We start from the raw sequence: 24,564 nt of genomic DNA on the forward strand, positions 1-24,564 counted from the left end.
GGAATGAAATTTCAATACCATGACCGACAAGAAACATCCTGATGCTGATCCGATGCGGGATGATCAACGGTTCGCGGAGCCGACGCTTTATTCGCAGCCGATCTTCCAGGGCAAGGTGATCTCCCTTCAAGTCGATACGGTGAGACTGCCCAATGGTGAGGAAGCGACCCGTGAGATCGTCCGTCATCCCGGCGGCGTGTCCGTGCTGGCGCTGCTCGACGGCAAGATGCTCGTCGTTGAGCAATACCGCAAGCCCCTTGGCAAGAGCCAGATCGAGATTCCAGCGGGCAAGCTGGACCGCGGCACCGAAGATCCGATGGCGGCGGCGATGCGGGAGCTCGAAGAGGAGACGGGATATAAGACGGATCATCTAGAATACATCTGCTCGTATTATACGTCGCCGGGCTTCGCTGATGAGATCATGCACATGTACTTCACCGACCGTCTGGAGAAGAGCGAGATGAATCTCGACGAGGATGAGTTCCTCGTGTGCGATGCGATTACGTTGGAGCAGGCCCTTGCCTATATCCGTGAAGGCCGGATCTCCGATGCGAAGACGGTGATGGCCGTGTATATCTGGCAGCTCTATCAAGCGACGGGCAGGCTGATCTAATGTGTGATTTGCGCGAATGCTTCGTCGATCTGCATATTCATATCGGGCGAACGGCAGGCGGACAGCCGGTGAAGATCAGCGCCGCCCGCGATTTGACCTTCTTCAATATCGCGAAGGAAGCCGCTGAGCGCAAAGGCATCGACTGCATCGGCATCATCGACTGCCAATCCCCGCCCGTGCTGCAGGAGATGGAGGAACTCCTGGAGGCGGGTGTGATGGAGGAAGCGCCGGGCGGCGGGCTGCGCTACGGACGGACGACGATCCTGCTCGGTTCGGAATTGGAAGTGCGGGACCCGGGACTCGGGCCGTGCCATCTTCTGGTGTATATGCCCGACTTTAAGACGATGCGGGAGTTTTCGCGTTTCCTCGCGGCCTATATGAAGAACGTCTCCCTCAGCTCACAGCGCGTCTATCTGCCGGCGCGTGGGCTGCAAGGGGAGGTCATCGACCGCGGCGGATTCGTGATCCCGGCCCATGTCTTCACACCGCATAAGGGGATGTACGGCATCGCTTGCGATACGATGGATGAGCTGCTGGACCCGCAGCACGTGGCCGCCGTCGAGCTGGGATTAAGCGCTGATTCATCGATGGCAGGGCTGATCAGCGAGCTTGCTCCCTTCACCTTCGTGACGAATTCGGATGCCCACTCCCTCAGCAAGATCGGCCGGGAATATAACCGGATGCTCCTTAAGGAGCCGTCCTTTGAAGAGGTGAGGCGGGCGCTGCTTCGTCAGGAGGGACGAGCGGTGACAGCGAATTACGGGCTGTCGCCGCAGCTGGGCAAATATCACCGCTCCTATTGTCTGAAGTGCCGGCATCTCCTGGACACAGAGGAGCAGCACGTCGACGAATGCCCCGTCTGCGGCAGCAAGTCCCTCACCCGCGGGGTGCATGACCGGATCTTCGAGATCAGGGACCTTGACGAACCGCTGTTCCCGCCGCATCGCCCGCCCTATATCGAACAGGTCCCCTTGGAGTTCATCCCGGGACTGGGCGCGAAGACGCTGCAGAAGCTGCTTGACCGCTTCGGTACGGAGATGCAGATCCTGCACCATGCTACTTTCGAGCAGCTGGCGGAAGCGGTGCCGGAGAAGCTGGCGCAGGCGATCATCCTCGCGCGGGATGGGCGGCTCGAGCTGGCTTCCGGCGGCGGGGGCAGGTACGGCAGGGTAAAGCTATGAAGATATGAAGTGATTAAGATATCAAGTTGTGAAGTATGAAGTATGAAGTGAGCATCGAAAAAAGTTACGAAGTTATGAATCTAGCATATTCTCCCCTCTGTCCACATAGCTATTAGTATAAGCCGGTGAAGCTTTCCAGCCTTGCGGGAACCCGGCGCAATCACAGCAGACAGGGGAGATAACGTCGATGCCAAACCCAACGCTGTCGTTCCAACGTTACTTGCAACAACATCTGCCGCTGTATATCTTCGTCACCGTATTGTTCATGATGGGCGTGATCTTCGGCGCCCTGCTGGTGAATGCCCTCACCTTGGACCAGCAGCAGAACATGGCACAGCTTATTGACAACTTCTTCCAAACAGCGATGCATGGTTTCGAAGGCACTTCACCGCAGTCCTTTGCGGATCTGTTCAGCCTTCACCTTCGCTGGGTTCTGCTCATCCTCGTCTTTGGATTATCGATTGTCGGTCTGCCCCTGATCCTGCTCATCGATTTTATCAAAGGGGCCTTGATCGGTTTTGCCGTCGGCTATTTGGTTGCTGAGTATTCCTGGAAGGGACTGCTCTTCGCCCTGATCTCCGTCGCGCCGCACAATCTCATTGTGATCCCGGTTTTGCTTATCTCCAGTGTGGCTGCGATCTCGTTTTCCATGTATTTGATACGCTGTTTTATCCTCCGCAATCGAGCTGCAGATGCGCAGTCGTTCCTTCGCTATCTTCTTACGCACCTTACACTGAGCGGTCTATTGGTCTGCGCGGCTGTGATCCAATATCTCTTCATCCCCCGTCTGCTGGAATGGGCGGCACCGCTCATGCTGCAGACAGGTTGATCGAACCGGCATCCAGAGCATAAGCATCGGGGTCTTCTATGACGAATAAGATTGACTTTGCTGAAATACTGCCCCTATAATTGAAACAAAAGGAGGGGGAGTATGGAGGCAAGGATCGAGCATATCAAACAGCAGTTACAATCGCAGGGGTACAAGTTGACTCCGCAGCGTGAGGCAACAGTACGCGTGTTGTTGGAAAATGAAGAAGATCACCTAAGTGCGGAAGATGTTTTTATGCTTGTTAAAGACAAAGCACCTGAGATCGGCCTTGCGACCGTGTACAGAACCCTCGAGTTACTGAGCGATCTACATATCGTAGAGAAGATGAATTTCGGCGACGGAGTTGCGCGGTACGACCTGCGGCACGAAAGCAGCAAACATCATCACCATCATCTGATCTGTGTCGTCTGCGGTTCCGTCGATGAGATTATGGATGATTGGCTGCTTCCGTTGGAGGAGCGGTTGGCGAAGGAATACCATTTTAAGGTTCTGGACCATCGCTTGGATTTCCAAGGTGTCTGTTGGCGATGTAAGGACAAAGAACCCGAGGATATGAACAAGAAATAAGATTCGAAGGAATTTATAGAAGTTAACAAGGATCAAGCTTAAATTTGTATGCGCTGCAAACCACACCGAAAGGGCTTGTGAGCCTTCTTCGGTTTTTTTGTGCGAAAGTTCCGCCTCACATAAACCAATTCCAAGCAGGCCATATTATACGTGGATTAGCATAATCTGTCCCCTTCATTCATATATGTTGAGGTAACATTTGATGCACTAGAGGGGCAGGTGGAGCGGATGATCATCTCGCTTAAGGCTTGGCGCAGGCGTATCAGATATATGATTTTGTTCATCGTGCTCGTATATTTCATCTTTCATGTCACACAGCTCATCTATGAGTGGCTGGATCCCTTTGACTCCGAAGACAAGCCCAGCGGCCATGCGGTGAAGGTGTTCGAACAATTGCATGAAGGAGACGGGAGAGTCATCTTCAAGGATCGTTTATTGTTTTTCTTCTGGTACGGCGAATAGCGGGCAGAGCGACCGAGGCGGATGGACAAAGCAGGGCATTTGCGGCTCCGTATGAATCTGGCACGAACCCGGCATGAAGCGGCGCGGGAAATTGGCATCTGATGGCAGGAAACGCCCCGCATGCTGTGGAAGAAGGTATGCAGCGAACATCTAAGGAAGCATCATGGCATAGCGGTAACATGGCTTTCATGGAATGAAGGGATGAGACATGAAACTATATCTTAAGCATTTTCTCCATTATCTGGCCGTCGAACGAGGCCTCGCCCGCAACACACTGGAGGCGTATGAGCGGGATCTGACTTCGTTCTTGGAATATATGTCGGACAAGCAGGGAATCACATCCTTAGGTCAGGTGGATCGTGTGCATATCGTCAGCTATCTGATGTTTCTTAGAGAGTCAGGCCGGGCGTCATCAACCGTTGCCAGGACGATGACGTCGATTCGAAGTTTTTTTTAAATTTCTAGTGCGCGAGCAGATCCTTGCAGCCGATCCTTCAATCTATATGGATACTCCGAAGACGGACAAGAAACTGCCCAAAGTGATGAATCTTGAAGAGGTTGAACGTCTGTTGGATGCCCCGCAGATCAAGGAACCGACGGGCATTCGAGACAAAGCGATGCTGGAGCTGCTCTATGCATCCGGTATCCGCGTTTCGGAGCTCGTCTCGCTCAACGTCGGCGATCTGAATCTCGGCATGGGATTCGTCCGCTGCATCGGCAAGGGGTCTAAAGAGCGCATCATCCCCCTCGGACGCATCGCTTTGGATTGGCTGGACCGCTATATCCAGACGGCGCGGCCCAAACTCCTCAAAGGCCGTTTGCGCGAGCAGGCGCTGTTCGTGAACCGCAACGGCGGCCGCATGACACGGCAGGGATTCTGGAAGATCATCAAGCAGTACGGCAAGGAAGCGAACATCGACAAGGATATTACGCCGCATATGCTGCGGCATTCCTTTGCCACGCATCTGCTGGAGAACGGAGCTGATCTGCGTGCTGTGCAGGAGATGCTGGGGCATTCGGACATATCCACGACGCAGATCTACACCCATGTTACGAAACTGCGGATGAAGGATGTGTATAACCGCACGCACCCGCGGGCGAAGATGTGAAGTTATGAAGATGTGAACTGCTGCCTGCAGATGATGAAGAAGAACATGATGGATGATACAATAAAACAACACTGCCAACAAACATCTATAAATTGGAGGAGCCATATGAACCAACTGCAGCGTAAATTTGACCGCATCGCTTTGATCGTGCTGGACAGCGTGGGGATCGGCGAATTGCCCGATGCCGCAAGCTTCGGCGATACGGGTGCACATACCTTAGGACATATCGCGGAGCGGGTGCCGGGCTTCGCCCTGCCCAACATGCAGCGCTTGGGGTTAGGCAATATCGAAGCCCTGCAAGGCGTGCCCCCTGCGGCACAGCCCCTTGCCTATTACGGCAAGATGGCGGAGGTATCGGCAGGCAAGGATACGATGACCGGGCATTGGGAGATCATGGGTCTCAAGGTGACGGTGCCGTTCAATACGTTCCCGGAAGGGTTTCCGTCAGAGTTAATCGCAGCCTTCGAAGAACGAACCGGCCGCCGGGTGATCGGCAACAAACCGGCATCCGGCACGGCGATCATCGAAGAGCTGGGCGAAGAGCAGATGCACACCGGCGCTTGGATCGTATACACTTCTGCCGACAGTGTGTTTCAGATCGCTGCCCACGAGGATATCATTCCTCTCGAGGAATTGTATCGAGCCTGTGAGATCGCAAGGGAGCTGACCCTCGACGAACGCTATGCCGTCGGCCGGGTGATCGCGCGGCCCTATGTTGGACAGCCGGGCGCCTTCGCGCGTACGGCCAACCGCCGCGACTATGCGGTGAAGCCGCCGGCACCGACGGTGATGAATGCGCTCAAGGACGGCGGATATGACTGTATCGCCGTTGGCAAGATCAATGATATCTTCGTCGGCGAAGGGGTCACCCGGGCGGAACCGACAAAGAACAATGATGACGGCATCAACAAGACGATCAGCCTGTTGAAGGAATCCTTCGAGGGGCTGCTGTTTACCAATCTGGTGGATTTTGATTCGCTGTACGGGCACCGGCGGGATCCGCAGGGTTATGGGGAAGCGCTGATGCACTTCGACCGCCGGCTGCCTGAGATCATGGAAGGCATCGGGGAGCGGGATCTCTTGATCATCACCGCAGACCACGGCAATGATCCCGTGCACAGCGGCACCGATCACACGCGTGAATATGTGCCGCTGCTCGTATGGAGCCCGGGACTTATGTCCCCGCGTTCATTGGGCGTGCGCTCCACGTTCTCCGATGTCGGGGCAACGGCGGCGGACAATTTCCGCGTGCAGCTGCCAGAGAACGGTCAGAGTTTCTTGCAAGAGTTGCTGTAACATGCGTTCCATGGACATATGATTTGTTAATATGAAAGGACGTTGTGACAATGGCGAGATTGGATGCGAACCAGGGATTAGATGCTAATCAATTGCAACAACAATTGAAGGAAGCGGCTGAGTTCATCCGCGGCCGGCTGTCCGGTAAGCCGGAGATCGGCTTGATCCTCGGATCGGGTCTGGGCGTGCTGGCGGATCTGATTGAACAGCCGCTGACGATTCCATATGGGGAGATTCCACATTTTCCTGTATCGACAGTAGCCGGCCATTCCGGTGAGCTGGTGATCGGTGCGATCGCCGGCAGACAGGTCATCATGATGAAGGGCAGATTCCATCTCTATGAAGGTTACGGGGAAGCGCAGGTGACCTTTCCGGTACGCGTGATGAAGCTTCTCGGCATCGAGAAACTCATCGTCACCAACGCCGCCGGCGGCGTCAATCGCTCCTTCCAGCCGGGGGATCTGATGATGATAACAGATCATATCAATCTCATGGGGAGAAATCCGCTTATCGGTCCGAATCTCGATGAATTTGGGCCGAGATTCCCTGATATGACGGAGGCCTACAGCCGAGCGCTGCGCAAGGTGCTTAAGGATACTGCCGACGAGCTCGGCATCCAGCTGCAGGAGGGCGTCTATGCGGCGATGCTCGGACCGGCCTATGAGACGCCGGCAGAGATCCGTATGCTGCAAACGATCGGCGCAGATGCGGTGGGCATGTCCACCGTGCCGGAGGTCATCGTTGCCCGCCATGCCGGCATCGAGGTGCTGGGCATCTCCTGCATCACGAATATGGCTGCCGGCCTCCTCGATCAGCCGCTGCGGCATGATGAAGTCGTGGAGACGGCGGAGCGGGTGAAGGAACAGTTCCTAAAGCTGGTCTTGAATGTCATTCCTAAGTTATAACGGCAGACTTCCTGTCATTGCCGATAAGCCGATAAGGAGGGCAGGGAAAGGATGCGCACAGTAGACCTTATCCAGCAGAAAAGGGACGGGCATGAGCTCAGTACAGAAGGGATCAGGCATCTGATCCAAGGTTATGTATCCGGGGACATTCCCGACTACCAGATCGCTGCGTGGCTGATGGCGGTTTATTTCCAAGGGATGAGCAGCCGTGAGACGGCGGATCTGACGATGGCGATGGCAGAGTCGGGGGATCAGATCGATCTGAGTGCGATTCACGGGATTAAAGTGGACAAGCACAGCACCGGCGGCGTCGGCGATACGACGACGCTGGTGCTGGCCCCCCTCGTGGCGGCGGCGGGGGTGCCGGTGGCGAAGATGTCGGGGCGCGGCCTTGGGCATACCGGCGGCACGATTGATAAGCTCGAGGCGATCCGAGGCTTCCATGTGGAGATGACGCGCGACCAGTTCGTACAACAGGTGAATGAGATCGGTGCGGCGGTGATCAGCCAATCGGATAATATCACCCCTGCGGATAAGATGCTGTACAGCCTGCGCGACGTCACGGCCACCGTGGAGTCGATCCCGCTGATCGCCAGTTCGATCATGAGCAAGAAGATCGCTTCCGGCGCCGATGCCATCGTCCTTGATGTGAAGACGGGAAGCGGCGCATTTATGAAGACGCCGGAGGATTCGATCAAGCTGGCGCAGGCGATGGTGGAGATCGGTACCCGGGTCGGGCGAGAGACCATTGCGATCATCAGCAGCATGGAACAGCCATTGGGATACGCGATAGGCAATGCTCTGGAAGTGAAGGAAGCGATCCTGACGCTTGCCGGCCGGGGACCTCAGGATCTGACCGAACTCAGCCTGACGCTGGGCTCCTATATGCTCGTTGCCGGCGGTCGGGCGGATCATGAGGAAGAAGCACGCCGTCTGCTGGAGAAACTTCTCCATAACGGACATGCTTTGGAGAAGTTCAAGCAATTCGTTGCCGCGCAGGGCGGCGATGCTTCGATTATCGATGAAGTCTTGAAGGAGGAAGACGGTGACGGCTCCGGCAGCCTTCCGACAGCTGAGTTGAAAGCAGTTGTGCAGGCGCCGCAGGCCGGCTGTGTCGCTGCCATTGATGCGGAGGCTTTGGGACGAGCGGCGATGAAGCTGGGAGCGGGGCGCGAGACGAAGGAGTCCAAGATCGACCTGTCCGCCGGAATTGTGCTTCGCGTTAAGACCGGAGATCGCGTCCAGTCCGGGGACGTGCTGGCTGAACTGCACAGCAACTTGTCGCAAGAAGCGGTCGATGCAGTCGCTAGAGAGGTTCAAGCGAGCATCGCCTTCACCGATGCCGTACCCGATTCGCAGCCGCTGATCTATGCTGTTGTATCCAAGGACGGCGTAAAACGGTTATCCGAGCAGAAGTGACCATTAAATTCTAATAAAGATATTGATTGACTTAGCAATCCTATGAATGTTAGCGAGCCATCGTATGATGGCTCTTTTTTGCTGCATGGCGTATGGCGAACATCTTTGGGCTGGATGGTGGAATATTTTACATAGGATCAGGAAACACTGGTTATCAGCACTTACAAACCTAGTTGGAGGGTAGAACGAGCATGAAGTTGAGAAGAATGGGGCTAATCGTTCTGATGTGGATCCTGATCATGGGTGTCGTTCAAGGCGGTTTGGCTGTATTCGCCGGGCCGTTGGAAACGGCAGAAGCAAGCGAGGAAGAAAACCCGTCTTCTTCGCTGTGGGATGATTCCCAGTCGGATGAGCAGAGCGATGAGGAGCGACAAGAAGCCGAAGCCTTTGAGATTCAAGAGGCGGAGGAGCCAGCAGCGAGTGAACCGCAGGACAAACCGCAGGACAGCATCGAGGCCAGTGAAGAACCGAAGGTCGATCTGGCGCCGAATGCCAAATCGGCGATCCTGATGGATGTCGATACGGGCACGATTCTCTTCGAGAAAAATATTCATGAGAAAGTTCCCCCTGCCAGCATCACGAAGATCATGACGATGCTGCTTGTGATGGAGGCGTTGGAGCAGAAGAAGATCACCTTGGATGAGATGGTGACGGCCAGTGAACGCGCGGCTTCGATGGGCGGTTCCCAGATCTTCCTGGAAGCCGGGGAACAGATGTCCGTGGCCGATCTGCTGAAGGGCGTGGCGATGGCTTCGGGCAACGACGCCTCAGTGGCGCTGGCCGAGAAGATCGCCGGCAGCGAAGAGATGTTCGTGCAGATGATGAATAAACGGGCACAGGAGCTCGGCATGACGAACACCCGCTTCATGAACAGCAATGGTCTTCCAGCGGAGAACCACTATTCCACTGCCCATGATATCGCGATCATGTCAAGAGAACTGTTGAGGCATGAGCTGATTACGGAATATACGGGCAAATATCAGGATTATCTGCGCACCGATACGGAGAATCCGTTCTGGCTGGTTAACACCAATAAACTGGTACGATTCTATGCCGGAGTGGATGGACTGAAGACCGGGTATACCAGCGAAGCGAAGTTCTGCCTTGCTGCAACGGCCAAACGGGATAATATGCGCGTGATCGCTGTGGTGTTGGGTGAGCCGAATACGAAGACGCGCAATGCTGAAGTCGCGGCGCTGTTTGATTATGCCTTCTCGCAATATGGGAACTTGCCGATCTTTAAAGCCGGTGATGAAATCGGCACCTTCGAGGTAGCCAAAGGAGAGGTCAAACGCATCGCCATAACGGCGGAACGGCCGTACAGCGTCTTGATTCGCAAAGGGGAAGACACGGAGAAAATCCGCCATGAGTTAGTCCTTGAACCGAAGCTTGAAGCGCCGATTCAGAAGGGGCAGCCCATCGGCAAAATCGTTGTCTACAAAGGGGAAGAGAAGTTGACGGAGTTCCCGCTCGAGTCCCCGCAAGATGTGAACAAAGCCGGTTGGTGGACGCTGTTTAAACGGGCTGCGGGCAAGATGTTCTTCGTGAATGAGGAAAGATGAGACGGTTAATGCTGGGACGGTTCAAGAACGCATGCGCAATGTAATGAAAGGTTCATTGTTCCATGTGGAGCGAGATTATGCTCGCTGCTTCGACGGCAAAGGGCGGAAACAGATGTCGCAATACGCATGTAATCGTTAATTCGCCGCTGAACGTTGGGGAAGATGTCGGAAGCAGGATGCTGTTAATCCGCGGCTGTCGGAAATGAGAAGGTTTCTTCTACTTTTGTCGCATGGCAGGAATTGTCTTGGGCGAAGTAGAAAGGTATGGGCAAGACGGGAGAAGGAGTGAACAGATGTGAGCTTGCAGATCGATGTTGAGCATGCGAACAGTGCGCTGATTGTCCGTTTGACGGGCGAGCTGGACCATCATTCAGCACATACGGTGAAAGCGACGCTGGAGGAAGCGATCGAGCAGGGCAATATCGACCATATCATCTTAAGCTTGAGGGACCTGTCCTTCATGGACAGCTCGGGCTTGGGCGTGATCCTGGGCAGGTACAAGCAGATTACGAACAGAGGCGGCAAGATGGTCGTCTGCGATGTCAATCAAGCCGTCTACCGTTTGTTTGAGCTGTCCGGCCTGTTCAAGATTCTGCAGATCGAGGACGACGAACGAAGCGCCTTGACGAGTCTGGGGGTTGTGTCCTGATGTTCCGCAACCATATGACGTTGTCGTTCGCCAGCAAATCCGAGAATGAAGCCTTCGCCCGCGTGGCCGTCGCCGCCTTCGTCTCGCAGCTCGACCCGACTGTAGAGGAGCTGACGGATATCAAGACCGTTGTCTCTGAAGCCGTGACCAATGCCATCATTCACGGATATGACAACGAGGATACGGGATTGGTGCACATCGAAGCGAGGATCGAAGAGGATACGGTATACCTGACGATCCGTGATGACGGCAAGGGGATCGAGGATTTGGAGACAGCCAGGCAGCCGCTCTACACTTCGAAACCGGAGTTGGAGCGATCGGGGATGGGATTTACGATCATGGAGAATTTTATGGATGAAGTGGAAGTGGAGTCCGCGGTTGGCAAGGGTACGATCGTACGCATGAGAAAAAGAATAGAGTCTGCGAACGCTATTCTAAATTAGGGGATGGGTCATGGATGTCGATATGAAGGGGTCGAACCATACGTACCTCGATGACACGGAAGTGAAGCGTCTGATCGCGCTGAGCCAAGCCGGTGATACGCTGGCGAGGGATACGCTTGTAAACTGCAACATTCGACTGGTATGGTCCGTCGTCCAGCGTTTTCTAAATCGCGGATATGAACCGGAGGATCTGTTCCAGATCGGCTGCATCGGGCTTCTGAAGTCGGTGGACAAATTCGATCTCTCCTATGACGTCAAGTTTTCAACTTATGCTGTGCCGATGATCATCGGCGAGATTCAGCGTTTCCTCAGGGATGACGGGACGCTGAAGGTGAGCCGATCGCTGAAGGAACAAGCGAACAAAGTGCGGAAGACGAAGGATGAATTGTCCAAGACGCTGGGCAGGCTGCCGACGATCAAGGAGATCGCCGATGAGCTGGAGATTACCCCTGAAGATGTCGTCCTCGCTCAGGAGGCGAACAAACCTCCCGCATCGATTCATGAGACGGTCTTCGAGAACGACGGCGATCCCATCACGCTGATGGATCAGATCTCGGATGATTCGGATGAGCGTTGGTTTGACAAGCTGGCCTTGAATGAAGCGATTAACACCTTGAGCGAGCGGGAGAGGCTGATCGTCTATCTGCGCTATTTCCGCGATCAGACGCAGTCGGAAGTCGCCAGCCGGCTGGGCATCTCACAGGTGCAGGTCTCACGCCTTGAGAAAAAAATATTAAAAACCATTAAAGACCAGATTGCTCAATGAGTATCTGGTCTTTTCATATTCCATACTAAGTTGAAAAGAAGAAGGAGCGGCTCAAGGTGACAAGCAGACACACTTCGACCCTCTACTTGCGATTGCGCAAACATCTGAGCCTAAGACCCGGCGAGCCCGTGACCCTCGGCGATGCGGCGCAGATGCTCGCCGAACCGCAGCTCGAAGCAGAACTTCGGCGGCTCGTCCTAGCTGAAGCACCGGCAGGAGAACAATATATCCTGATCGATATGCTGATGATCGTTGCCGCCGTGCAGGAGCGTTATCCGGACCTGCAGATCGAATATTACGGGGAACCCCATGTGCTTGTACAGTGGCAGAAGGAATCCAAGATTCGTGGCCGGCATATGTTGTTCCCCGTTGTTCTGTTCCTGTTGTTCGTGGGCTCAGGGCTGACGATCATGAATTTCCACGCGGATGTGAGCATGCTGGAGGTGCACCGCAAGCTGTATAAGATGATCACCGGCGTGGACCATCCGCATCCGCTGTTGCTGCAGATTCCCTATTCCCTCGGCCTTGGCGCAGGGATGCTGCTATTCTTCAACCGGGTGTTCAAGAAGAAGATCAACGAAGAGCCGGACCCGCTGGAAGTGGAGATGTTCTTATATGAGGAGAATGTACGTCAATACATGGTCCGCGATGAATATAACCGCCTTAAGGATCCGGACGCGGATGAAAGGAAGTAAAGAGCGATGACGGCGGCTTCCGTAACCAGCATCATCCTCGTCATCCTGCTCGGCTTTGCCGGGGGGCTGGCCGTCGGCGGCGGGTTCGTCGCTTTCATCGTCGTCCTCGATATCATCCCCAGGCTGGCGCAGATCACCTGCTCCAGGGACCGCATCGCCTGGCTGGAAGCGGCTGTTGTCAGCGGGGTGATCTTCTGGACGACGGCGGATTTTAATGACTGGAGCTGGTCAGGGCATCTACTCGGCACGGCAGTGATCGGCCTGTTCGCGGGCATCTTCGTCGGCATGCTGGCAGCTGCGCTTACGGAGGTGCTGAACGTGCTGCCCATCCTGGCGAAGCGATTGCAATTATTTGATGATCTAAGATGGCTGCTGCTGGCGATGGTGCTGGGCAAAGTATGCGGTTCGCTCTTCGATTGGCTAGTTTATCCTTATATATGAATGGCAGGTTGATGGGGATGTTGTATAGAACAGCGGCAGTGCGGGGCAGATTAAGGAAGGAATGGAGGGATTCATCTTGTCTGAATATCTGGATTATCCCGATGAGCGGATTGCCCTGAAACCGCGGGAGACGGAATATACACCATCTGACGAAGGAAGCGAATCCTGCGATGCCAAGGACGGCAAGGAGCGAATCTCCCGCAATCTTGACGAGAACCGCGAGCGATTAGTAGAGCTCATGGGGTATGAGGAAAGCTTCGACGTGCTGTTCCGTGAGATGACCTACGGAGAGAATCGTGCGGCTTTTCTGCATCTGAACGCCTTTACGAATGATGAGATCCTGACGGAGATCATCACGCGCCTCACCTATCTTGGGAATGATGGTTACGGGGCTGAGGGAGCGCTGAAACCCGAGAGTATGCAGGTTTTCTTGGAGCGCTATATTCCCCTCGTGTCGGTTACGCCGGAGACCAATATGCTGAAAGTGGTCGATGCCGTCCTTGCCGGCAATACGGCCTTCTTGATGGACGGGGAGGATACGGCGCTGCTCCTCGATGTGAAGGTTTTTCCACAGCGCAGTCCCGATGAGCCGTCGACGGAGAAGGTGGTGCGGGGCAGCAAGGACGGCTTCATCGAGACGCTGGTCACCAACGTCGCGCTGATCCGCAGGCGGATCCGCGATCCCAAGCTGCGAATGGAGATCATGTCCGTCAGCGAGCGGACGAAGACCGATGTATGCATGGGCTATATCAAAGACATCGCAAATCCTGTGCTGGTCGAGATGATCCGCGACCGGATCCAAGACTTGCAGGTGGACGGCGTCCCCCTGGCGGACAAGCAGCTGGAAGAAGGCATCGTCGGCAAGGGATGGAATCCCTTTCCCCTCGTGCGTTATACGGAGCGGCCCGATGTGGCGGCTTCCCACCTCTTGGAAGGGCATGTCGTTGTTCTCGTCGATACGAGTCCCAGTGTGATGATCATCCCAACGACATTCTTCGATCATGTTCAGCATGCAGAAGAGCACCGTCAGACTCCCTTCGTCGGCACTTATCTGCGCTGGGTGCGATTCCTTGGCATCTTCGTCTCGCTTTTTATCCTGCCGCTATGGTTCCTATTCACCCTGCGGCCGGAGCTTCTGCCTGAGGGGCTCGGTTATATCGGACCCGATGAGAAGGGGCAGCTTCCGCTCTTGCTGCAATTCATCTTCGCAGAAGTCGGCGTCGATCTGATGCGCATGGCCGCCGTACACACACCGACTCCGATCGCCACGGCGATGGGCTTGGTAGCAGCTGTGCTGATCGGCGATATCGCTGTGCATACGGGGCTGTTTATCAATGAGGTCATCTTATATATGGCGATTGCTGCTTTGGGGATGTTCGCCACCCCAAGCTATGAGTTGGGCTTGGCCAACCGTATGGTGCGCCTGGTACTGCTTATCGCCGTCGCTCTTTTTGAGGTGCCGGGCTTCGTCGTGGGCACCGCGCTGATCATGCTGCTCCTCATCACCCAAAGGACATACGGCGTGCCGTATTTCTGGCCGTTCATCCCTTTCAACGGACCGGGGCTGATGACGACGCTGTTCCGCAGGCCGTTCCTTTCCAATAAGACAAGGCCGAGCATTACGAAACCGCTGCAATATCAGAAGATGCCGCGTCAATAGCGCATGGGTTAACAGCGCAGGATTCATGGCAGCGAAGGACAAGCATATATAACATTTATAAGCTGAGGCATAGAACGGGAATCAACAAATATTTGGTTTGAATGATTGAGGTGAAGTAACGGTTGTGACCCTTTACCGAATATGTTAAGTTAGACTATATGTGATCTTCATCCGGTGACGGATGAACGATGGACGGAATCTGACAGGGTAAGGGGATAGCACATGTATCTGCATGGTACGAGTCGTATTAATGAACGAGGGCATCTGGAGATCGGCGGCTGCGACACCGTTGAGTTGGCACGAACTTACGGCACGCCGCTCTATGTGATGGATGAGGCGTTGATTCGCGAGCGCTGCCGGGCTTATATGGATGCCTTCCGCAGCACCGGATTGAAGTTCCAAGTCGCTTATGCTTCGAAGGCATTCTGCACGATGGCGATGTGCCGGCTGGTTGCTGAAGAAGGGCTGTCGCTGGATGTTGTGTCCGACGGAGAATTGTATACCGCGCTCAAAGCGGGATACCCGCCGGAACGCATCCATTTCCACGGCAACAACAAGACACCGGTGGAGCTGGAGATGGCACTGGACGCGGGGATCGGCTGCTTCGTCGTCGATAATTTCACCGAACTCAAGATGTTGAACGCCATGGCCGGCGAGAAGGGCAAGAAAGCGAAGATCCTGCTTCGGATCACGCCCGGTGTTGCAGCGCATACGCATGACTATATCTCTACAGGACAGACGGATTCCAAATTCGGCTTTGATCTGGAAAGCGGCGCTGCTTATGACGCGGCGAAACAAGCAATCGAGTGTGAACATCTAGAACTGCTGGGGCTGCATTCGCATATCGGATCGCAGATCTTCGAAGTCGAGGGGTTCCGCATGGCCGTGGAGAAAGCAGCGAACTTCGCAGCGGACCTTCGCGATCAGCTGGGGATCCTGCTGTCCGTCGTCAATGTCGGCGGCGGCTTCGGCATCCGTTATAAGGAAGGGGATACGCCGCTGCCGGTCGAACGCTATGTTGAAGCGATTGCCGGCGCGGTGAAGGAGACCTTCTCCATGCGTGATTATCCGCTGCCGGAGGTCTGGATCGAACCCGGCCGCAGCATCGTCGGGGAAGCGGGCACGACCCTATATACCGTCGGCACATTCAAGGAGATTCCCGGCGTGCGCAAGTATATCGCTGTGGACGGCGGGATGACGGACAACCCGCGTCCAGCACTCTATCAATCGGAATATGAAGCGATGCTGGCGAATCGAGCCAATGAACCGGCTGAGGAGATCGTCTCCATCGCGGGCAAAGCCTGTGAGAGCGGGGATATGCTGATCTGGGATCTTCACCTGCCGAAGGCGCGGCACGGCGATATCCTGGCCGTGTCCTGCACAGGTGCTTACAACTATTCCATGGCGAGCAATTACAACCGCATCCGCCGTCCTGCCGTTGTCTTCGTCAAGGACGGTAAGGCTGACCTTGTCGTCCAGCGCGAGACCTATGAACATCTCGTCAGCCTCGACCTCATTCCAGAGCGGATGCGCGGGACCATTCATGCTTAACAACTGAGACCAAGCAGGACTCCGTCAGCCGCAGGGCGGGCGGAGTCTTGCTGTAGATATACATCCTGATGGATAGGGGGACAGCAGGCGATGAAGGATGCAAGACTCGAGCAGCAGATCCGCTTCCTCCTGGAGATCGATCAGCTCAAACAAGTCGAGCGCAGATCCTATCTGGCTGATGGCAGCCGCCGTGAGAACAGCGCGGAACATTCCTGGCATCTGGCGATGATGGCGGTGCTCCTATGTGAACATCTCGATGATCCCGGGATTGATCTTCTGAGAGTGATGAAGATGCTGCTGATCCATGACCTGGTAGAGATCGATGCGGGGGATACCTATGCTTATGATCCGCAAGGCCAAGAGGATAAGTACGATCGCGAACTCGCCTGCGCCAACCGGCTCTTCCGTCTCTTGCCGGAGGAGCAGCGGGATGAGTTGATGGCCTTGTGGCAGGAATTCGAGGAAGGTATTTCGCCGGAGGCGAAGTACGCCGCAGCGTTGGACCGTCTGCAGCCGATGCTGCTGAATTACGCGGCACAGGGCAGATCTTGGCGGGAACATGGGATCCATAGCCGGCAGGTGTTGGCGCGACAAGAAGCGATCGCGGAGGTTTCTCAGAAGCTGGGGGATTACAGCCGCGGTCTGATCCAAGATGCAGTTGCTAAGGGCTATTTGAAGGCGCAGGGTTGAGATTTTTGCATTGACGGCAAGCTTTGTGTAAGATGGGATGGAGTTATGATCGGCAGAGTAATGGGAATAGCCGCAGCGGCTGTGACGCTGTGTGTGACGGATGTCGATCATGAAGCTATGATGGGAGGAGATTGACCTAGTATGAAAAAGGGCAAAATAACATTGGAAAAGGGCGGGGAGATCCTTCTTGAATTTTTCCCGGATGAGGCGCCGAATACCGTAGCAAACTTCGAGAAATTAGCAAACTCCGGCTTCTATAACGGGCTGACTTTTCACCGTGTTATCCCCGGCTTCGTCGCCCAGGGCGGCTGCCCGATCGGTAACGGCACAGGCGGAGCGGGGTATACGATCAAGTGTGAAGTCGACACCAACGTGAGCAAGCACGAGCGGGGGACGTTGGCGATGGCGCATGCCGGGAGAGACACGGGAAGCAGCCAGTTCTATATCTGCTATCAGCCGCAGCCGCATCTGGACGGTCATCATACGGTTTTTGGCAGAGTGGTTAAGGGGATGGAGCATGTGGATGCCCTTCGTCCCGGGGATAAGATGGCAGAAGTCAAAGTCTGGGACGAGGAATAAGCTGTCGGATTCGAAAGCAAGGTGAGCGAATACCTTGCTTTTTGTATTTTTCGGTGCTATGCTTTTAGTAATCTTAACAACCGCATACTGATCATGTATTCCTTCAGGGCAGGGTGAAATTCCCGACCGGCGGTGATTCGCGGAGCGCGTTCATTCGCAAGCCGCGATCAGTCCGTGACCCGCCATGTTGCTAAGCAGCATGACGGTGGACCCGGTGTGATTCCGGGACCGACAGTATAGTCTGGATGGGAGAAGGAAACCGTGCATCTGCAAGTCCATTGGTGCAGATCTTATTTATCGAGGCTCTATGTACCTTTTTTCACATGGTGGGTACCAGCAGCCTATATTCCCGCTTTGTTTGAAAGTAAGTCGGGAACGATGCAGGCTGAGCTGCGACTGAAGCGGCGGTACTTGCATCGGTTAAGATCAGTCTGATGCACGATGACTTGGCTTAAAGCTCGGCATACTTACCCAGGCCCCTCTAGGTTTAGAGGGGCTTTATTAATACTTTGCGAGGTGGTGAACAACCATGACGAACCGCAGCTTAAACCATCGCCATGTGCTGCATGATGAGGCGTATATGCAACTCGCTCTGGAACTTGCTGCCGCAGCCCGAGGACAGACGGACAGCAATCCCATCGTCGGCTGCGTCATCGTCAAGGACGGGCGAATCGTGGGACTCGGTTCGCATCTGCGGCGCGGCGAGGCGCATGCGGAGGTCCATGCGCTCAAGATGGCGGGCGGAGAAGCCCGCGGCAGCACCGTCTATGTGACCCTTGAACCTTGCAGCCATCGGGGACGTACGCCGCCCTGTGCCAAGCAGTTGATCGAGGCCGGCGTGAAGCGCATCGTCGCCGCCTGCCGCGATCCGAATCCCCTTGTCTCAGGCCGCGGGCTGAAGATGCTGCAGGAACACGGCATAGAGACAGAAGTCGGCGTCCTTGAAGAGCAGGCGCTGCAGTTGAATGAACATTTCTTTACCTATGTGGCGAAGGGACGCCCTTTCATCACCTTGAAGACGGCATCGACTCTGGACGGCAAGGTCGCTTCTTATACCGGGGACAGCCGCTGGATTACCAATGAAGAAGCCAGAGCTTATGTACACACGCTCCGCCATCAGCACCAAGCGATCATGGTCGGCATCGGAACGGTGCTGGCGGATGACCCAAGTCTCACCGTTCGCGCACCAGTACCCGGTGTTCATCCGATTCGCATCATCGTTGACTCCCAGCTGCGCACGCCGCTCCACGCGAAAGTGGTGCAAGACGGGTTGGCGGAGACGATCATCTTGACGACGGAGCGCGCCGATAAGCAGGCTGCCGCACGCTTGGAGCAAGCCGGTGTGACGGTGATCGCCTGCGGCGACGGCAAGCGGGTCGATCTGCCGCTCGCCATGCAGAAGCTTGCTGAACGTGAGATCGCCTCAATCCTGCTCGAAGGCGGCGGTACGCTGAACGGTGCGATGCTGGCCCACGGCTTGATCGATAAGATGGTGTTGTTCTATGCCCCGAAGATCATCGGCGGTGCGGAGGCGCCGGCGAATTTTCAGATGACGGGAATAGAGAAGATGGCCGATGCGTACCGGCTTGAACGCGTTCAAATCGAGACCTTCGGCGACAATGTCGGGATCATCGGTTATCCCGTATATCCGAGGAGGGAAGCATAGATGTTCACAGGTATCATAGAAGAGATCGGAACGCTTCGCTCTGTGGAGCGAGCCGGTCAGGCCATGGTGCTGACCATCCAAGCAGAACGTGTGCTGGAGGATGTCAAGATCGGCGACAGCATCGCGGTGAACGGCGTCTGTCTGACGGTCACCCGCTTCGATCGCACGTCGTTTACCGCCGATGTGATGCCCGAGACCTACCGCAAGACGAATCTCCATGAACTGCGTTCGGGCAGTCCGCTGAATCTGGAGCGGGCGATGCCGGCGGACGGCCGATTCGGCGGACATATCGTACAGGGCCATGTAGACGGCACAGCTGTGATCACAGCGCGCAGACAGGAGGAGAATGCCGTCGTGTTCACGCTGCGGCTTAAGGACCCGAGCCTGATGGATACGATCCTGCCCCGCGGCTCCATCACGATCGACGGCATCAGCCTGACGGTGGTGCGGGCGGAGGGCGATGAGGTAACGGTATCGATCATTCCCCATACGCTGGCTCAGACCATCCTGCAGTATAAACATGAGGGAGCAACGGTCAACATCGAAACGGACATCATCGGCAAATACGTCGCACATCTCCTCCAGCGGCGCAGTGCGAACGCGGTCCATCCCGCCCGGGGGCTGACGATGGAGATGCTGGTGGAGAACGGCTTCGTCTAAGGCTGTTCATATTTTAGATATGGAGGGATAAGGATGGGAGTAGAGATCAAGTTTGACCCGATCGAAGATGCGATCTACGATCTGATTCTCGGCAAGGTCGTGATCGTCGTTGATGATGAGGATAGAGAGAATGAAGGGGATTTTGTCGCCTTAGCGGAGAAGGCAACGCCGGAGATCATCAACTTCATGGCGAAGGAAGGGCGCGGTCTGATCTGCGCTCCGATCACAGAAGAGCGGGCGCAGGAGCTGAATCTGCCGCCGATGGTCGATAAGAATACCGATTACCACGGCACGGCATTCACGGTGTCGGTGGATCATATCGAGACAACAACCGGCATCTCAGCTTATGAACGTTCGCGTACGGTGCAGGCGCTGATCGATCCGGAGGCGAAACCGCAGGATTTCCGCAGGCCGGGACATATCTTCCCTTTGGTCGCCCGCAAGGGAGGCGTGCTGCGCAGAGCCGGACATACCGAAGCGGCGGTCGATCTGGCGAAGATGTGCGGCGCTTATCCCGCCGGGGTGATCTGTGAGATCATGAAGGAAGACGGCACCATGGCCCGTGTTCCCGACCTGATGGAGATCGCGAAGAAACATGACTTGAAGATCATCTCGATCCAAGATCTCATCCGCTACCGCAACGAGAAGGAGAACCTCGTCAAACGCGAAGTAGAGGTGAGACTGCCCACGGAATACGGTGTCTTCCAGGCGGTGGCCTACACCAATTCCGTCGATGACAAGGAGCATGTCGCCCTCGTGAAGGGCAAGATTGACCCCAATATTCCAACTCTTGTCAGAGTGCATTCCGAATGTTTGACCGGCGATGTCTTCCACTCGCATCGCTGCGATTGCGGCCCCCAGCTGGCAGCTGCATTGAAGCAGATTCAAGAGCACGGCTCCGGTGTCCTGCTGTATATGAGACAAGAGGGGCGGGGCATCGGCCTGATCAATAAGCTCAAGGCTTATAAGCTGCAGGAACAAGGCCTGGATACCGTCGATGCGAATATCAAGCTCGGATTCAAGCCGGATCTTCGGGATTACGGGATTGGCGCGCAGATCTTGAAGGATCTCGGCGTGCGCAAGATGAAGCTGCTCACGAACAATCCGCGCAAGATCAAGGGATTACAGGGCTACGGTCTGGAGGTCGTCGACCGCATCCCGATTCAAATGGAGGCGAACGAGGACAACGCGCTTTATCTTTATACGAAGAAAGAGAAACTTGGACACATGCTTACTATTACAAAGAATCCAAAATAATAAAAAGAATATGCTCACGATGACCATACGAACCATGAATGTAATCTCCTGTTGCTGTATTTCTCAACAGGATCACATATAACGAATCACAAAGACGAAAGAGAGGAATCAGAGAAATGGCGAACATTTATGAAGGACATCTGGTGTCAAAAGGACTAAAATACGGGATAGTGGCAGGCAGATTTAATGAGTTCATCACGACAAGACTGCTCAGCGGCGCAGAGGATGCCTTGCGCCGCCATGGCGTGCAGGATGATGAGATCGATATCGCTTGGACCCCGGGTGCATTTGAAATCCCGCTCGTTGCACAAAAGATGGCCGCAAGCGGCAAGTATGATGCTATAATTACATTGGGTGCCGTGATCCGCGGTGCTACATCTCATTATGATTATGTGTGCAATGAAGTGGCCAAGGGCGTCGCGCAGGCTTCCCAGAAGACGGGCGTACCGGTCATCTTCGGAGTCTTGACGACGGATACGATCGAACAAGCCGTCGAACGTGCAGGCACGAAGGCCGGCAACAAGGGCTGGGAGGCGGCGGTCAGCGCGATTGAGATGGCGAATCTGATGAAACAATTGCCTTAATAGAACGCCTGTTGCTGCCGTTGTCAAGACTTGCAAGATCCGAACTTTGCTTTGAAGAGGGACAGGCATGGAGATGAATTTTAAACTGGACACCTTCGAAGGTCCGCTGGACCTTCTGCTTCATCTGATCGACAGCCAAGAGATCGATATCTATGATATCCCAATCAGCCAGATCACCGATCAATACATGGCTTATATCGAGACGATGCAAGAGCTCGAGTTGGAGCTGGCAAGCGAATTTCTTGTCATGGCTGCCGAACTGCTGTATATCAAAAGCCGCATGCTTCTCCCGAGACCTCCCGTGATCGAGCAAGAAGACGGCAGCATAGAGGAAGTGGACCCGCGGGAAGAACTCGTACAGCGCTTGATTGAATACCGCAAATACAAAGCTGCTGCCGATCAGTTGCGCGAGATGGAAGTCGCGCGCAGCTTGATCTATACGCGGGCGCCGCTGGATCTGTCCGAATATATGCCGCATATCGAGGAGAATCCGGTGCAAGACTTCAACTTGTCCGATCTCTTGATCGCCTTTCAGCGGGCACTTCGGCGATCGCGATCGCGTATGGCGATTGCGAAGATCACCCGCGATGAGATCTCTGTCAAAGACCGCATGGTGCAAGTGACGGACACGATCAGCAAGGCGGGGGGCAGGACGATGTTCTCGAAGCTGATCGGCGAGGATGCCGATCGCACGGATATCGTTGTGACGTTCTTAGCGCTGCTGGAACTGATCAGGCGGAAGTTCGTGTCTTGTTACCAGCATCGTTTGTTCGACGATATCGTCATTCAACTTCGCGAATCAGGGGGAAACGATGAACTACCAGCAGATGAAATCAGTTATTGAAGGCCTGCTGTTCGCAGCCGGGGATGAGGGGCTGGATGCGCGTCAGATTGCTGAGGTGCTGGAACAGAGCCCGGAACTCGTAACGGAGCTCATCCAGAGTTTGAAGAATGACTTGCGCCGTGACGGCCGAGGCATTCAGATTGTTGAGATCGCAGGCACTTATCAGATGACGACGCTGCCGGAACATGCCCCTTTTTTTGAACGACTGGCCTATTCTCCTTCCCATGCGACGCTTTCACAGGCTGCGCTGGAGACCCTGGCGATCGTTGCCTACAAGCAGCCGATAACCAGGATTGAGATCGAGGAGATCCGCGGCGTGAGATCGGACCGGGCGATTCAGACGCTCGTCGCCAAACAGCTCATCCATGAAGTAGCGAGAGCGGAAGTGATCGGCAGACCGATACTATATGGGACGACGAAGCATTTCCTCGACTACTTCGGTTTGAAGAGCCTGGATGATCTGCCTGTGCCGCCTGACTTCGATGCAGCGACGCTGGCGCAGCAGACGAGGGATCTTTTCGATAAGATGGGCGAACGGCAGAGTGAACTGGACGGCCAACTGACGTTTGACGACCTGCGTGAACTCGTTGATGAGCAGACGCTTGCCGACGAGCCGGAATGATATAGATGTAACATTCTCGATGAGTCAGAATGAAATATATGGATTCGCGCATACTATCCCTTGAATGTTGCCATTCGAGGGATTTTTTGTTTTCCTCTGTTGGCTGGAAACTAGCAGAACGGCAGGTGTTCGTCGATGATAGGTTGGATCATCGCAGGGATCATCGGACTTCTAGTCATCCTAATCTTACTGAGTGATCTGGAGGTGGAGATTGCCGTCAAGCGTGCAGAAGAGAAGGATCGCTGGGTGTTGAAGTTCCGCTGGCTTTATGGGTTGATTCGCTATGAGTGGCTTGCTCCCAAGATGAATTTCAGGGGCAAAGAAGGGCTGATCCTGCGGAGCAAAACAGTCAACGAACAGGCCGGCGAGAAAACGCAGGAAAATAAGATAAAGATCGATGAGGCGTTTGTGAAGAAGGAATACCGCAAACTGATGGCATTGATCAAGAACACTTTCGGCATATCCCGCTGGCTGCAGGAGACCTTCAGTCATGTCCGCTGTGTGAACCTTCATTGGCATACACAGATCGGTGCCGGCGATGCCATGGAGACGGCTACGCTCACCGGCCTTGCCTGGACCTTGAAGGGCTCCCTCATCGGCTATCTCTCCAATCATATCAAGCTCAAAACACAACCGCGCCTGTACATCCTTCCCATGTATAACCAGACCAAGTGGCGCACTGAGCTCAACTGCATATTCAAGTTAAGAACAGGATATGCTATGATTGCTGGATTATTGTTGCTGGTGCGCATTTTACGAATTAAGGGAGGCATAAAGACATGGCAGAGCATCCTATCCAAGGCCTCATGAAGACGGCTATGGAGAATATTAAGGAAATGGTCGATGTCAACACAATCGTCGGCGATCCTGTAGAGACCAAGGATGGCAGCGTGATCCTGCCGATCTCAAAGGTGAATTTTGGATTTGCCGCAGGGGGAAGTGAGTTCGTCATCGATGGAGACCGGCCGCAGACCGTTCCAGAAGGCCATCATGCGAATATCTATCATCCATTCGGCGGCGGATCCGGCGGCGGTGTATCAATTACGCCGATCGCGTTCCTCGTCGTATCCGCTTCCGGCGTGAATGTCGTACCGCTGGACAGCCAGACTCACCTGCTCGATCGTGTGATCGACAACGCTCCTCAGTTGGTGGAGAAGCTGCAGAGTATGATGAAGAAAAACAATACGCTCTCCTCATCTGCCGCGAACTCGACGAATTCGGCCGATCCCGCTCCATATATCTAGGTGGTAAGGAAGCAGATTTTTTAGTGAAGCGGACTGGCTGAGGGAGCAGGACGGAATGACTGGCAGAAGAAGCAGGACGAAGGCGGTGGGATGAAGCAGATGGGTGAAGCAGATGGGTGAAGCCGATGGGTGAAGCCGATGGGATGCAGCGGAGGAATGGAGCGAACGGCTGGAGCGGAGGTGTGCGGTGGGATTTAGTACGAAATTTAGGATATAAGCTCCGCGTAGTGCCTATGATTTGAGGTTTTTATCCTAATATTTGGACAATAT

General features: G+C 54.8%; 26 protein-coding genes, 1 pseudogene and 1 riboswitch. All 27 genes and pseudogenes read left to right on the forward strand.

The features are described 5' to 3' along the window. Window positions 1-19: 19 nt before the first annotated feature. The 27 genes and pseudogenes from PRECH8_RS00550 to ytfJ all read left to right on the forward strand — a co-directional run bounded on the left by PRECH8_RS00550 (window position 20) and on the right by ytfJ (window position 24,294). A complete protein-coding gene (locus PRECH8_RS00550) occupies window positions 20-613 on the forward strand; it encodes an NUDIX hydrolase (RefSeq protein WP_276569076.1) in 594 nt (197 codons plus the stop codon). Further along, window positions 613-1,794, forward strand: a complete 1,182-nt coding sequence (locus PRECH8_RS00555; RefSeq protein ID WP_200965108.1) for an endonuclease Q family protein — start codon at window positions 613-615, stop codon at window positions 1,792-1,794. The genes PRECH8_RS00550 and PRECH8_RS00555 overlap by 1 nt, the downstream gene beginning before the upstream one ends. A gap of 187 nt (window positions 1,795-1,981) precedes the next feature. Next, window positions 1,982-2,623 carry a stage II sporulation protein M gene (gene spoIIM / locus PRECH8_RS00560; protein WP_200965109.1) on the forward strand — a complete coding sequence of 214 codons (642 nt, stop codon included), beginning with the start codon at window positions 1,982-1,984 and terminating at the stop codon, window positions 2,621-2,623. Window positions 2,624-2,725: 102 nt separating this feature from the next. Then, on the forward strand, window positions 2,726-3,190 hold the full coding sequence (fur, locus tag PRECH8_RS00565) for a ferric iron uptake transcriptional regulator (RefSeq protein ID WP_200965110.1): 465 nt from the start codon (window positions 2,726-2,728) through the stop codon (window positions 3,188-3,190). A 228-nt stretch (window positions 3,191-3,418) separates the two neighbouring features. After that, window positions 3,419-3,652: a DUF4227 family protein gene (locus tag PRECH8_RS00570; RefSeq protein ID WP_200965111.1), complete on the forward strand. Its 234-nt coding sequence runs from the start codon at window positions 3,419-3,421 to the stop codon at window positions 3,650-3,652. 208 nt (window positions 3,653-3,860) lie between these two features. After that, a pseudogene (gene xerD, locus PRECH8_RS14585) lies at window positions 3,861-4,761 on the forward strand (site-specific tyrosine recombinase XerD). 105 nt (window positions 4,762-4,866) lie between these two features. Then, on the forward strand, window positions 4,867-6,057 hold the full coding sequence (deoB, locus tag PRECH8_RS00585; RefSeq protein WP_200965115.1) for a phosphopentomutase: 1,191 nt from the start codon (window positions 4,867-4,869) through the stop codon (window positions 6,055-6,057). Between the two features lie 50 nt (window positions 6,058-6,107). After that, window positions 6,108-6,962 carry a purine-nucleoside phosphorylase gene (locus PRECH8_RS00590; protein ID WP_200965116.1) on the forward strand — a complete coding sequence of 285 codons (855 nt, stop codon included), beginning with the start codon at window positions 6,108-6,110 and terminating at the stop codon, window positions 6,960-6,962. A 51-nt stretch (window positions 6,963-7,013) separates the two neighbouring features. Then, complete coding sequence (locus tag PRECH8_RS00595; RefSeq protein ID WP_200965118.1) at window positions 7,014-8,381, forward strand: pyrimidine-nucleoside phosphorylase; 1,368 nt, start codon at window positions 7,014-7,016, stop codon at window positions 8,379-8,381. Window positions 8,382-8,572: 191 nt separating this feature from the next. Further along, window positions 8,573-9,943 (forward strand): D-alanyl-D-alanine carboxypeptidase family protein, encoded by a 1,371-nt coding sequence (locus PRECH8_RS00600; protein WP_242457352.1) that lies wholly within the window; start codon window positions 8,573-8,575, stop codon window positions 9,941-9,943. Between the two features lie 295 nt (window positions 9,944-10,238). After that, entirely contained in the window at window positions 10,239-10,592 is a 354-nt protein-coding gene (spoIIAA, locus tag PRECH8_RS00605; protein ID WP_200965119.1) for an anti-sigma F factor antagonist, read from the forward strand. After that, a complete protein-coding gene (gene spoIIAB / locus PRECH8_RS00610) occupies window positions 10,592-11,035 on the forward strand; it encodes an anti-sigma F factor (protein ID WP_200965121.1) in 444 nt (147 codons plus the stop codon). Before spoIIAA ends, spoIIAB begins: the two co-directional genes overlap by 1 nt. 10 nt (window positions 11,036-11,045) lie before the next feature. Beyond that, on the forward strand, window positions 11,046-11,801 hold the full coding sequence (gene sigF, locus PRECH8_RS00615) for an RNA polymerase sporulation sigma factor SigF (protein ID WP_200965123.1): 756 nt from the start codon (window positions 11,046-11,048) through the stop codon (window positions 11,799-11,801). 56 nt (window positions 11,802-11,857) lie between these two features. After that, on the forward strand, window positions 11,858-12,496 hold the full coding sequence (locus PRECH8_RS00620) for a stage V sporulation protein AA (protein WP_200965125.1): 639 nt from the start codon (window positions 11,858-11,860) through the stop codon (window positions 12,494-12,496). A gap of 6 nt (window positions 12,497-12,502) precedes the next feature. After that, window positions 12,503-12,937 (forward strand): stage V sporulation protein AB, encoded by a 435-nt coding sequence (locus tag PRECH8_RS00625; RefSeq protein ID WP_200965126.1) that lies wholly within the window; start codon window positions 12,503-12,505, stop codon window positions 12,935-12,937. 76 nt (window positions 12,938-13,013) lie between these two features. After that, the gene (locus PRECH8_RS00630; RefSeq protein ID WP_200965127.1) at window positions 13,014-14,597 is read left to right on the forward strand and encodes a spore germination protein; all 1,584 of its coding nucleotides are present in this window, start codon (window positions 13,014-13,016) and stop codon (window positions 14,595-14,597) included. A gap of 222 nt (window positions 14,598-14,819) precedes the next feature. Further along, window positions 14,820-16,148: a diaminopimelate decarboxylase gene (gene lysA / locus PRECH8_RS00635; protein ID WP_200965128.1), complete on the forward strand. Its 1,329-nt coding sequence runs from the start codon at window positions 14,820-14,822 to the stop codon at window positions 16,146-16,148. Window positions 16,149-16,238: 90 nt separating this feature from the next. After that, window positions 16,239-16,838, forward strand: a complete 600-nt coding sequence (locus tag PRECH8_RS00640) for an HD domain-containing protein (protein WP_200965129.1) — start codon at window positions 16,239-16,241, stop codon at window positions 16,836-16,838. 141 nt (window positions 16,839-16,979) lie between these two features. Continuing rightward, window positions 16,980-17,417 carry a peptidylprolyl isomerase gene (locus PRECH8_RS00645; protein ID WP_200965130.1) on the forward strand — a complete coding sequence of 146 codons (438 nt, stop codon included), beginning with the start codon at window positions 16,980-16,982 and terminating at the stop codon, window positions 17,415-17,417. Between the two features lie 95 nt (window positions 17,418-17,512). Further along, window positions 17,513-17,678: riboswitch (FMN riboswitch) on the forward strand. A 268-nt stretch (window positions 17,679-17,946) separates the two neighbouring features. Beyond that, window positions 17,947-19,083 carry a bifunctional diaminohydroxyphosphoribosylaminopyrimidine deaminase/5-amino-6-(5-phosphoribosylamino)uracil reductase RibD gene (gene ribD / locus PRECH8_RS00650; RefSeq protein ID WP_200965131.1) on the forward strand — a complete coding sequence of 379 codons (1,137 nt, stop codon included), beginning with the start codon at window positions 17,947-17,949 and terminating at the stop codon, window positions 19,081-19,083. Beyond that, a complete protein-coding gene (gene ribE, locus PRECH8_RS00655) occupies window positions 19,084-19,743 on the forward strand; it encodes a riboflavin synthase (RefSeq protein ID WP_200965132.1) in 660 nt (219 codons plus the stop codon). It begins immediately after the preceding gene. Window positions 19,744-19,776: 33 nt separating this feature from the next. Next, window positions 19,777-21,000, forward strand: a complete 1,224-nt coding sequence (locus PRECH8_RS00660; protein WP_200965134.1) for a bifunctional 3,4-dihydroxy-2-butanone-4-phosphate synthase/GTP cyclohydrolase II — start codon at window positions 19,777-19,779, stop codon at window positions 20,998-21,000. Window positions 21,001-21,116: 116 nt separating this feature from the next. Further along, window positions 21,117-21,584: a 6,7-dimethyl-8-ribityllumazine synthase gene (gene ribH, locus PRECH8_RS00665; protein ID WP_200965135.1), complete on the forward strand. Its 468-nt coding sequence runs from the start codon at window positions 21,117-21,119 to the stop codon at window positions 21,582-21,584. A 67-nt stretch (window positions 21,585-21,651) separates the two neighbouring features. Continuing rightward, on the forward strand, window positions 21,652-22,428 hold the full coding sequence (locus tag PRECH8_RS00670) for a segregation and condensation protein A (RefSeq protein ID WP_200965137.1): 777 nt from the start codon (window positions 21,652-21,654) through the stop codon (window positions 22,426-22,428). Next, window positions 22,397-23,050: an SMC-Scp complex subunit ScpB gene (scpB, locus tag PRECH8_RS00675; protein WP_200965138.1), complete on the forward strand. Its 654-nt coding sequence runs from the start codon at window positions 22,397-22,399 to the stop codon at window positions 23,048-23,050. Before PRECH8_RS00670 ends, scpB begins: the two co-directional genes overlap by 32 nt. Before the next feature lie 135 nt (window positions 23,051-23,185). Next, entirely contained in the window at window positions 23,186-23,860 is a 675-nt protein-coding gene (locus tag PRECH8_RS00680) for a DUF2953 domain-containing protein (protein WP_200965139.1), read from the forward strand. Continuing rightward, the gene (ytfJ, locus tag PRECH8_RS00685) at window positions 23,830-24,294 is read left to right on the forward strand and encodes a GerW family sporulation protein (protein ID WP_200965140.1); all 465 of its coding nucleotides are present in this window, start codon (window positions 23,830-23,832) and stop codon (window positions 24,292-24,294) included. The genes PRECH8_RS00680 and ytfJ overlap by 31 nt, the downstream gene beginning before the upstream one ends. Window positions 24,295-24,564 lie beyond the last annotated feature (270 nt).

The sequence above is a fragment of the Insulibacter thermoxylanivorax genome (assembly GCF_015472005.1).
GTDB lineage: Bacteria > Bacillota > Bacilli > Paenibacillales > DA-C8 > Insulibacter > Insulibacter thermoxylanivorax.

Bases quoted from the DNA above. Each gene is read 5' to 3' on its own strand.
- PRECH8_RS00550 (WP_276569076.1), top strand. From the start codon at position 20: ATGACCGACAAGAAACATCCTGATGCTGATCCGATGCGGGATGATCAA.
- PRECH8_RS00555 (WP_200965108.1), top strand. From the start codon at position 613: ATGTGTGATTTGCGCGAATGCTTCGTCGATCTGCATATTCATATCGGG.
- spoIIM (WP_200965109.1), top strand. From the start codon at position 1,982: ATGCCAAACCCAACGCTGTCGTTCCAACGTTACTTGCAACAACATCTG.
- fur (WP_200965110.1), top strand. From the start codon at position 2,726: ATGGAGGCAAGGATCGAGCATATCAAACAGCAGTTACAATCGCAGGGG.
- PRECH8_RS00570 (WP_200965111.1), top strand. From the start codon at position 3,419: ATGATCATCTCGCTTAAGGCTTGGCGCAGGCGTATCAGATATATGATT.
- deoB (WP_200965115.1), top strand. From the start codon at position 4,867: ATGAACCAACTGCAGCGTAAATTTGACCGCATCGCTTTGATCGTGCTG.
- PRECH8_RS00590 (WP_200965116.1), top strand. From the start codon at position 6,108: ATGGCGAGATTGGATGCGAACCAGGGATTAGATGCTAATCAATTGCAA.
- PRECH8_RS00595 (WP_200965118.1), top strand. From the start codon at position 7,014: ATGCGCACAGTAGACCTTATCCAGCAGAAAAGGGACGGGCATGAGCTC.
- PRECH8_RS00600 (WP_242457352.1), top strand. From the start codon at position 8,573: ATGAAGTTGAGAAGAATGGGGCTAATCGTTCTGATGTGGATCCTGATC.
- spoIIAB (WP_200965121.1), top strand. From the start codon at position 10,592: ATGTTCCGCAACCATATGACGTTGTCGTTCGCCAGCAAATCCGAGAAT.
- sigF (WP_200965123.1), top strand. From the start codon at position 11,046: ATGGATGTCGATATGAAGGGGTCGAACCATACGTACCTCGATGACACG.
- PRECH8_RS00625 (WP_200965126.1), top strand. From the start codon at position 12,503: ATGACGGCGGCTTCCGTAACCAGCATCATCCTCGTCATCCTGCTCGGC.
- lysA (WP_200965128.1), top strand. From the start codon at position 14,820: ATGTATCTGCATGGTACGAGTCGTATTAATGAACGAGGGCATCTGGAG.
- PRECH8_RS00640 (WP_200965129.1), top strand. From the start codon at position 16,239: ATGAAGGATGCAAGACTCGAGCAGCAGATCCGCTTCCTCCTGGAGATC.
- PRECH8_RS00645 (WP_200965130.1), top strand. From the start codon at position 16,980: ATGAAAAAGGGCAAAATAACATTGGAAAAGGGCGGGGAGATCCTTCTT.
- ribD (WP_200965131.1), top strand. From the start codon at position 17,947: ATGACGAACCGCAGCTTAAACCATCGCCATGTGCTGCATGATGAGGCG.
- ribE (WP_200965132.1), top strand. From the start codon at position 19,084: ATGTTCACAGGTATCATAGAAGAGATCGGAACGCTTCGCTCTGTGGAG.
- PRECH8_RS00660 (WP_200965134.1), top strand. From the start codon at position 19,777: ATGGGAGTAGAGATCAAGTTTGACCCGATCGAAGATGCGATCTACGAT.
- ribH (WP_200965135.1), top strand. From the start codon at position 21,117: ATGGCGAACATTTATGAAGGACATCTGGTGTCAAAAGGACTAAAATAC.
- PRECH8_RS00670 (WP_200965137.1), top strand. From the start codon at position 21,652: ATGGAGATGAATTTTAAACTGGACACCTTCGAAGGTCCGCTGGACCTT.
- scpB (WP_200965138.1), top strand. From the start codon at position 22,397: ATGAACTACCAGCAGATGAAATCAGTTATTGAAGGCCTGCTGTTCGCA.
- PRECH8_RS00680 (WP_200965139.1), top strand. From the start codon at position 23,186: ATGATAGGTTGGATCATCGCAGGGATCATCGGACTTCTAGTCATCCTA.
- ytfJ (WP_200965140.1), top strand. From the start codon at position 23,830: ATGGCAGAGCATCCTATCCAAGGCCTCATGAAGACGGCTATGGAGAAT.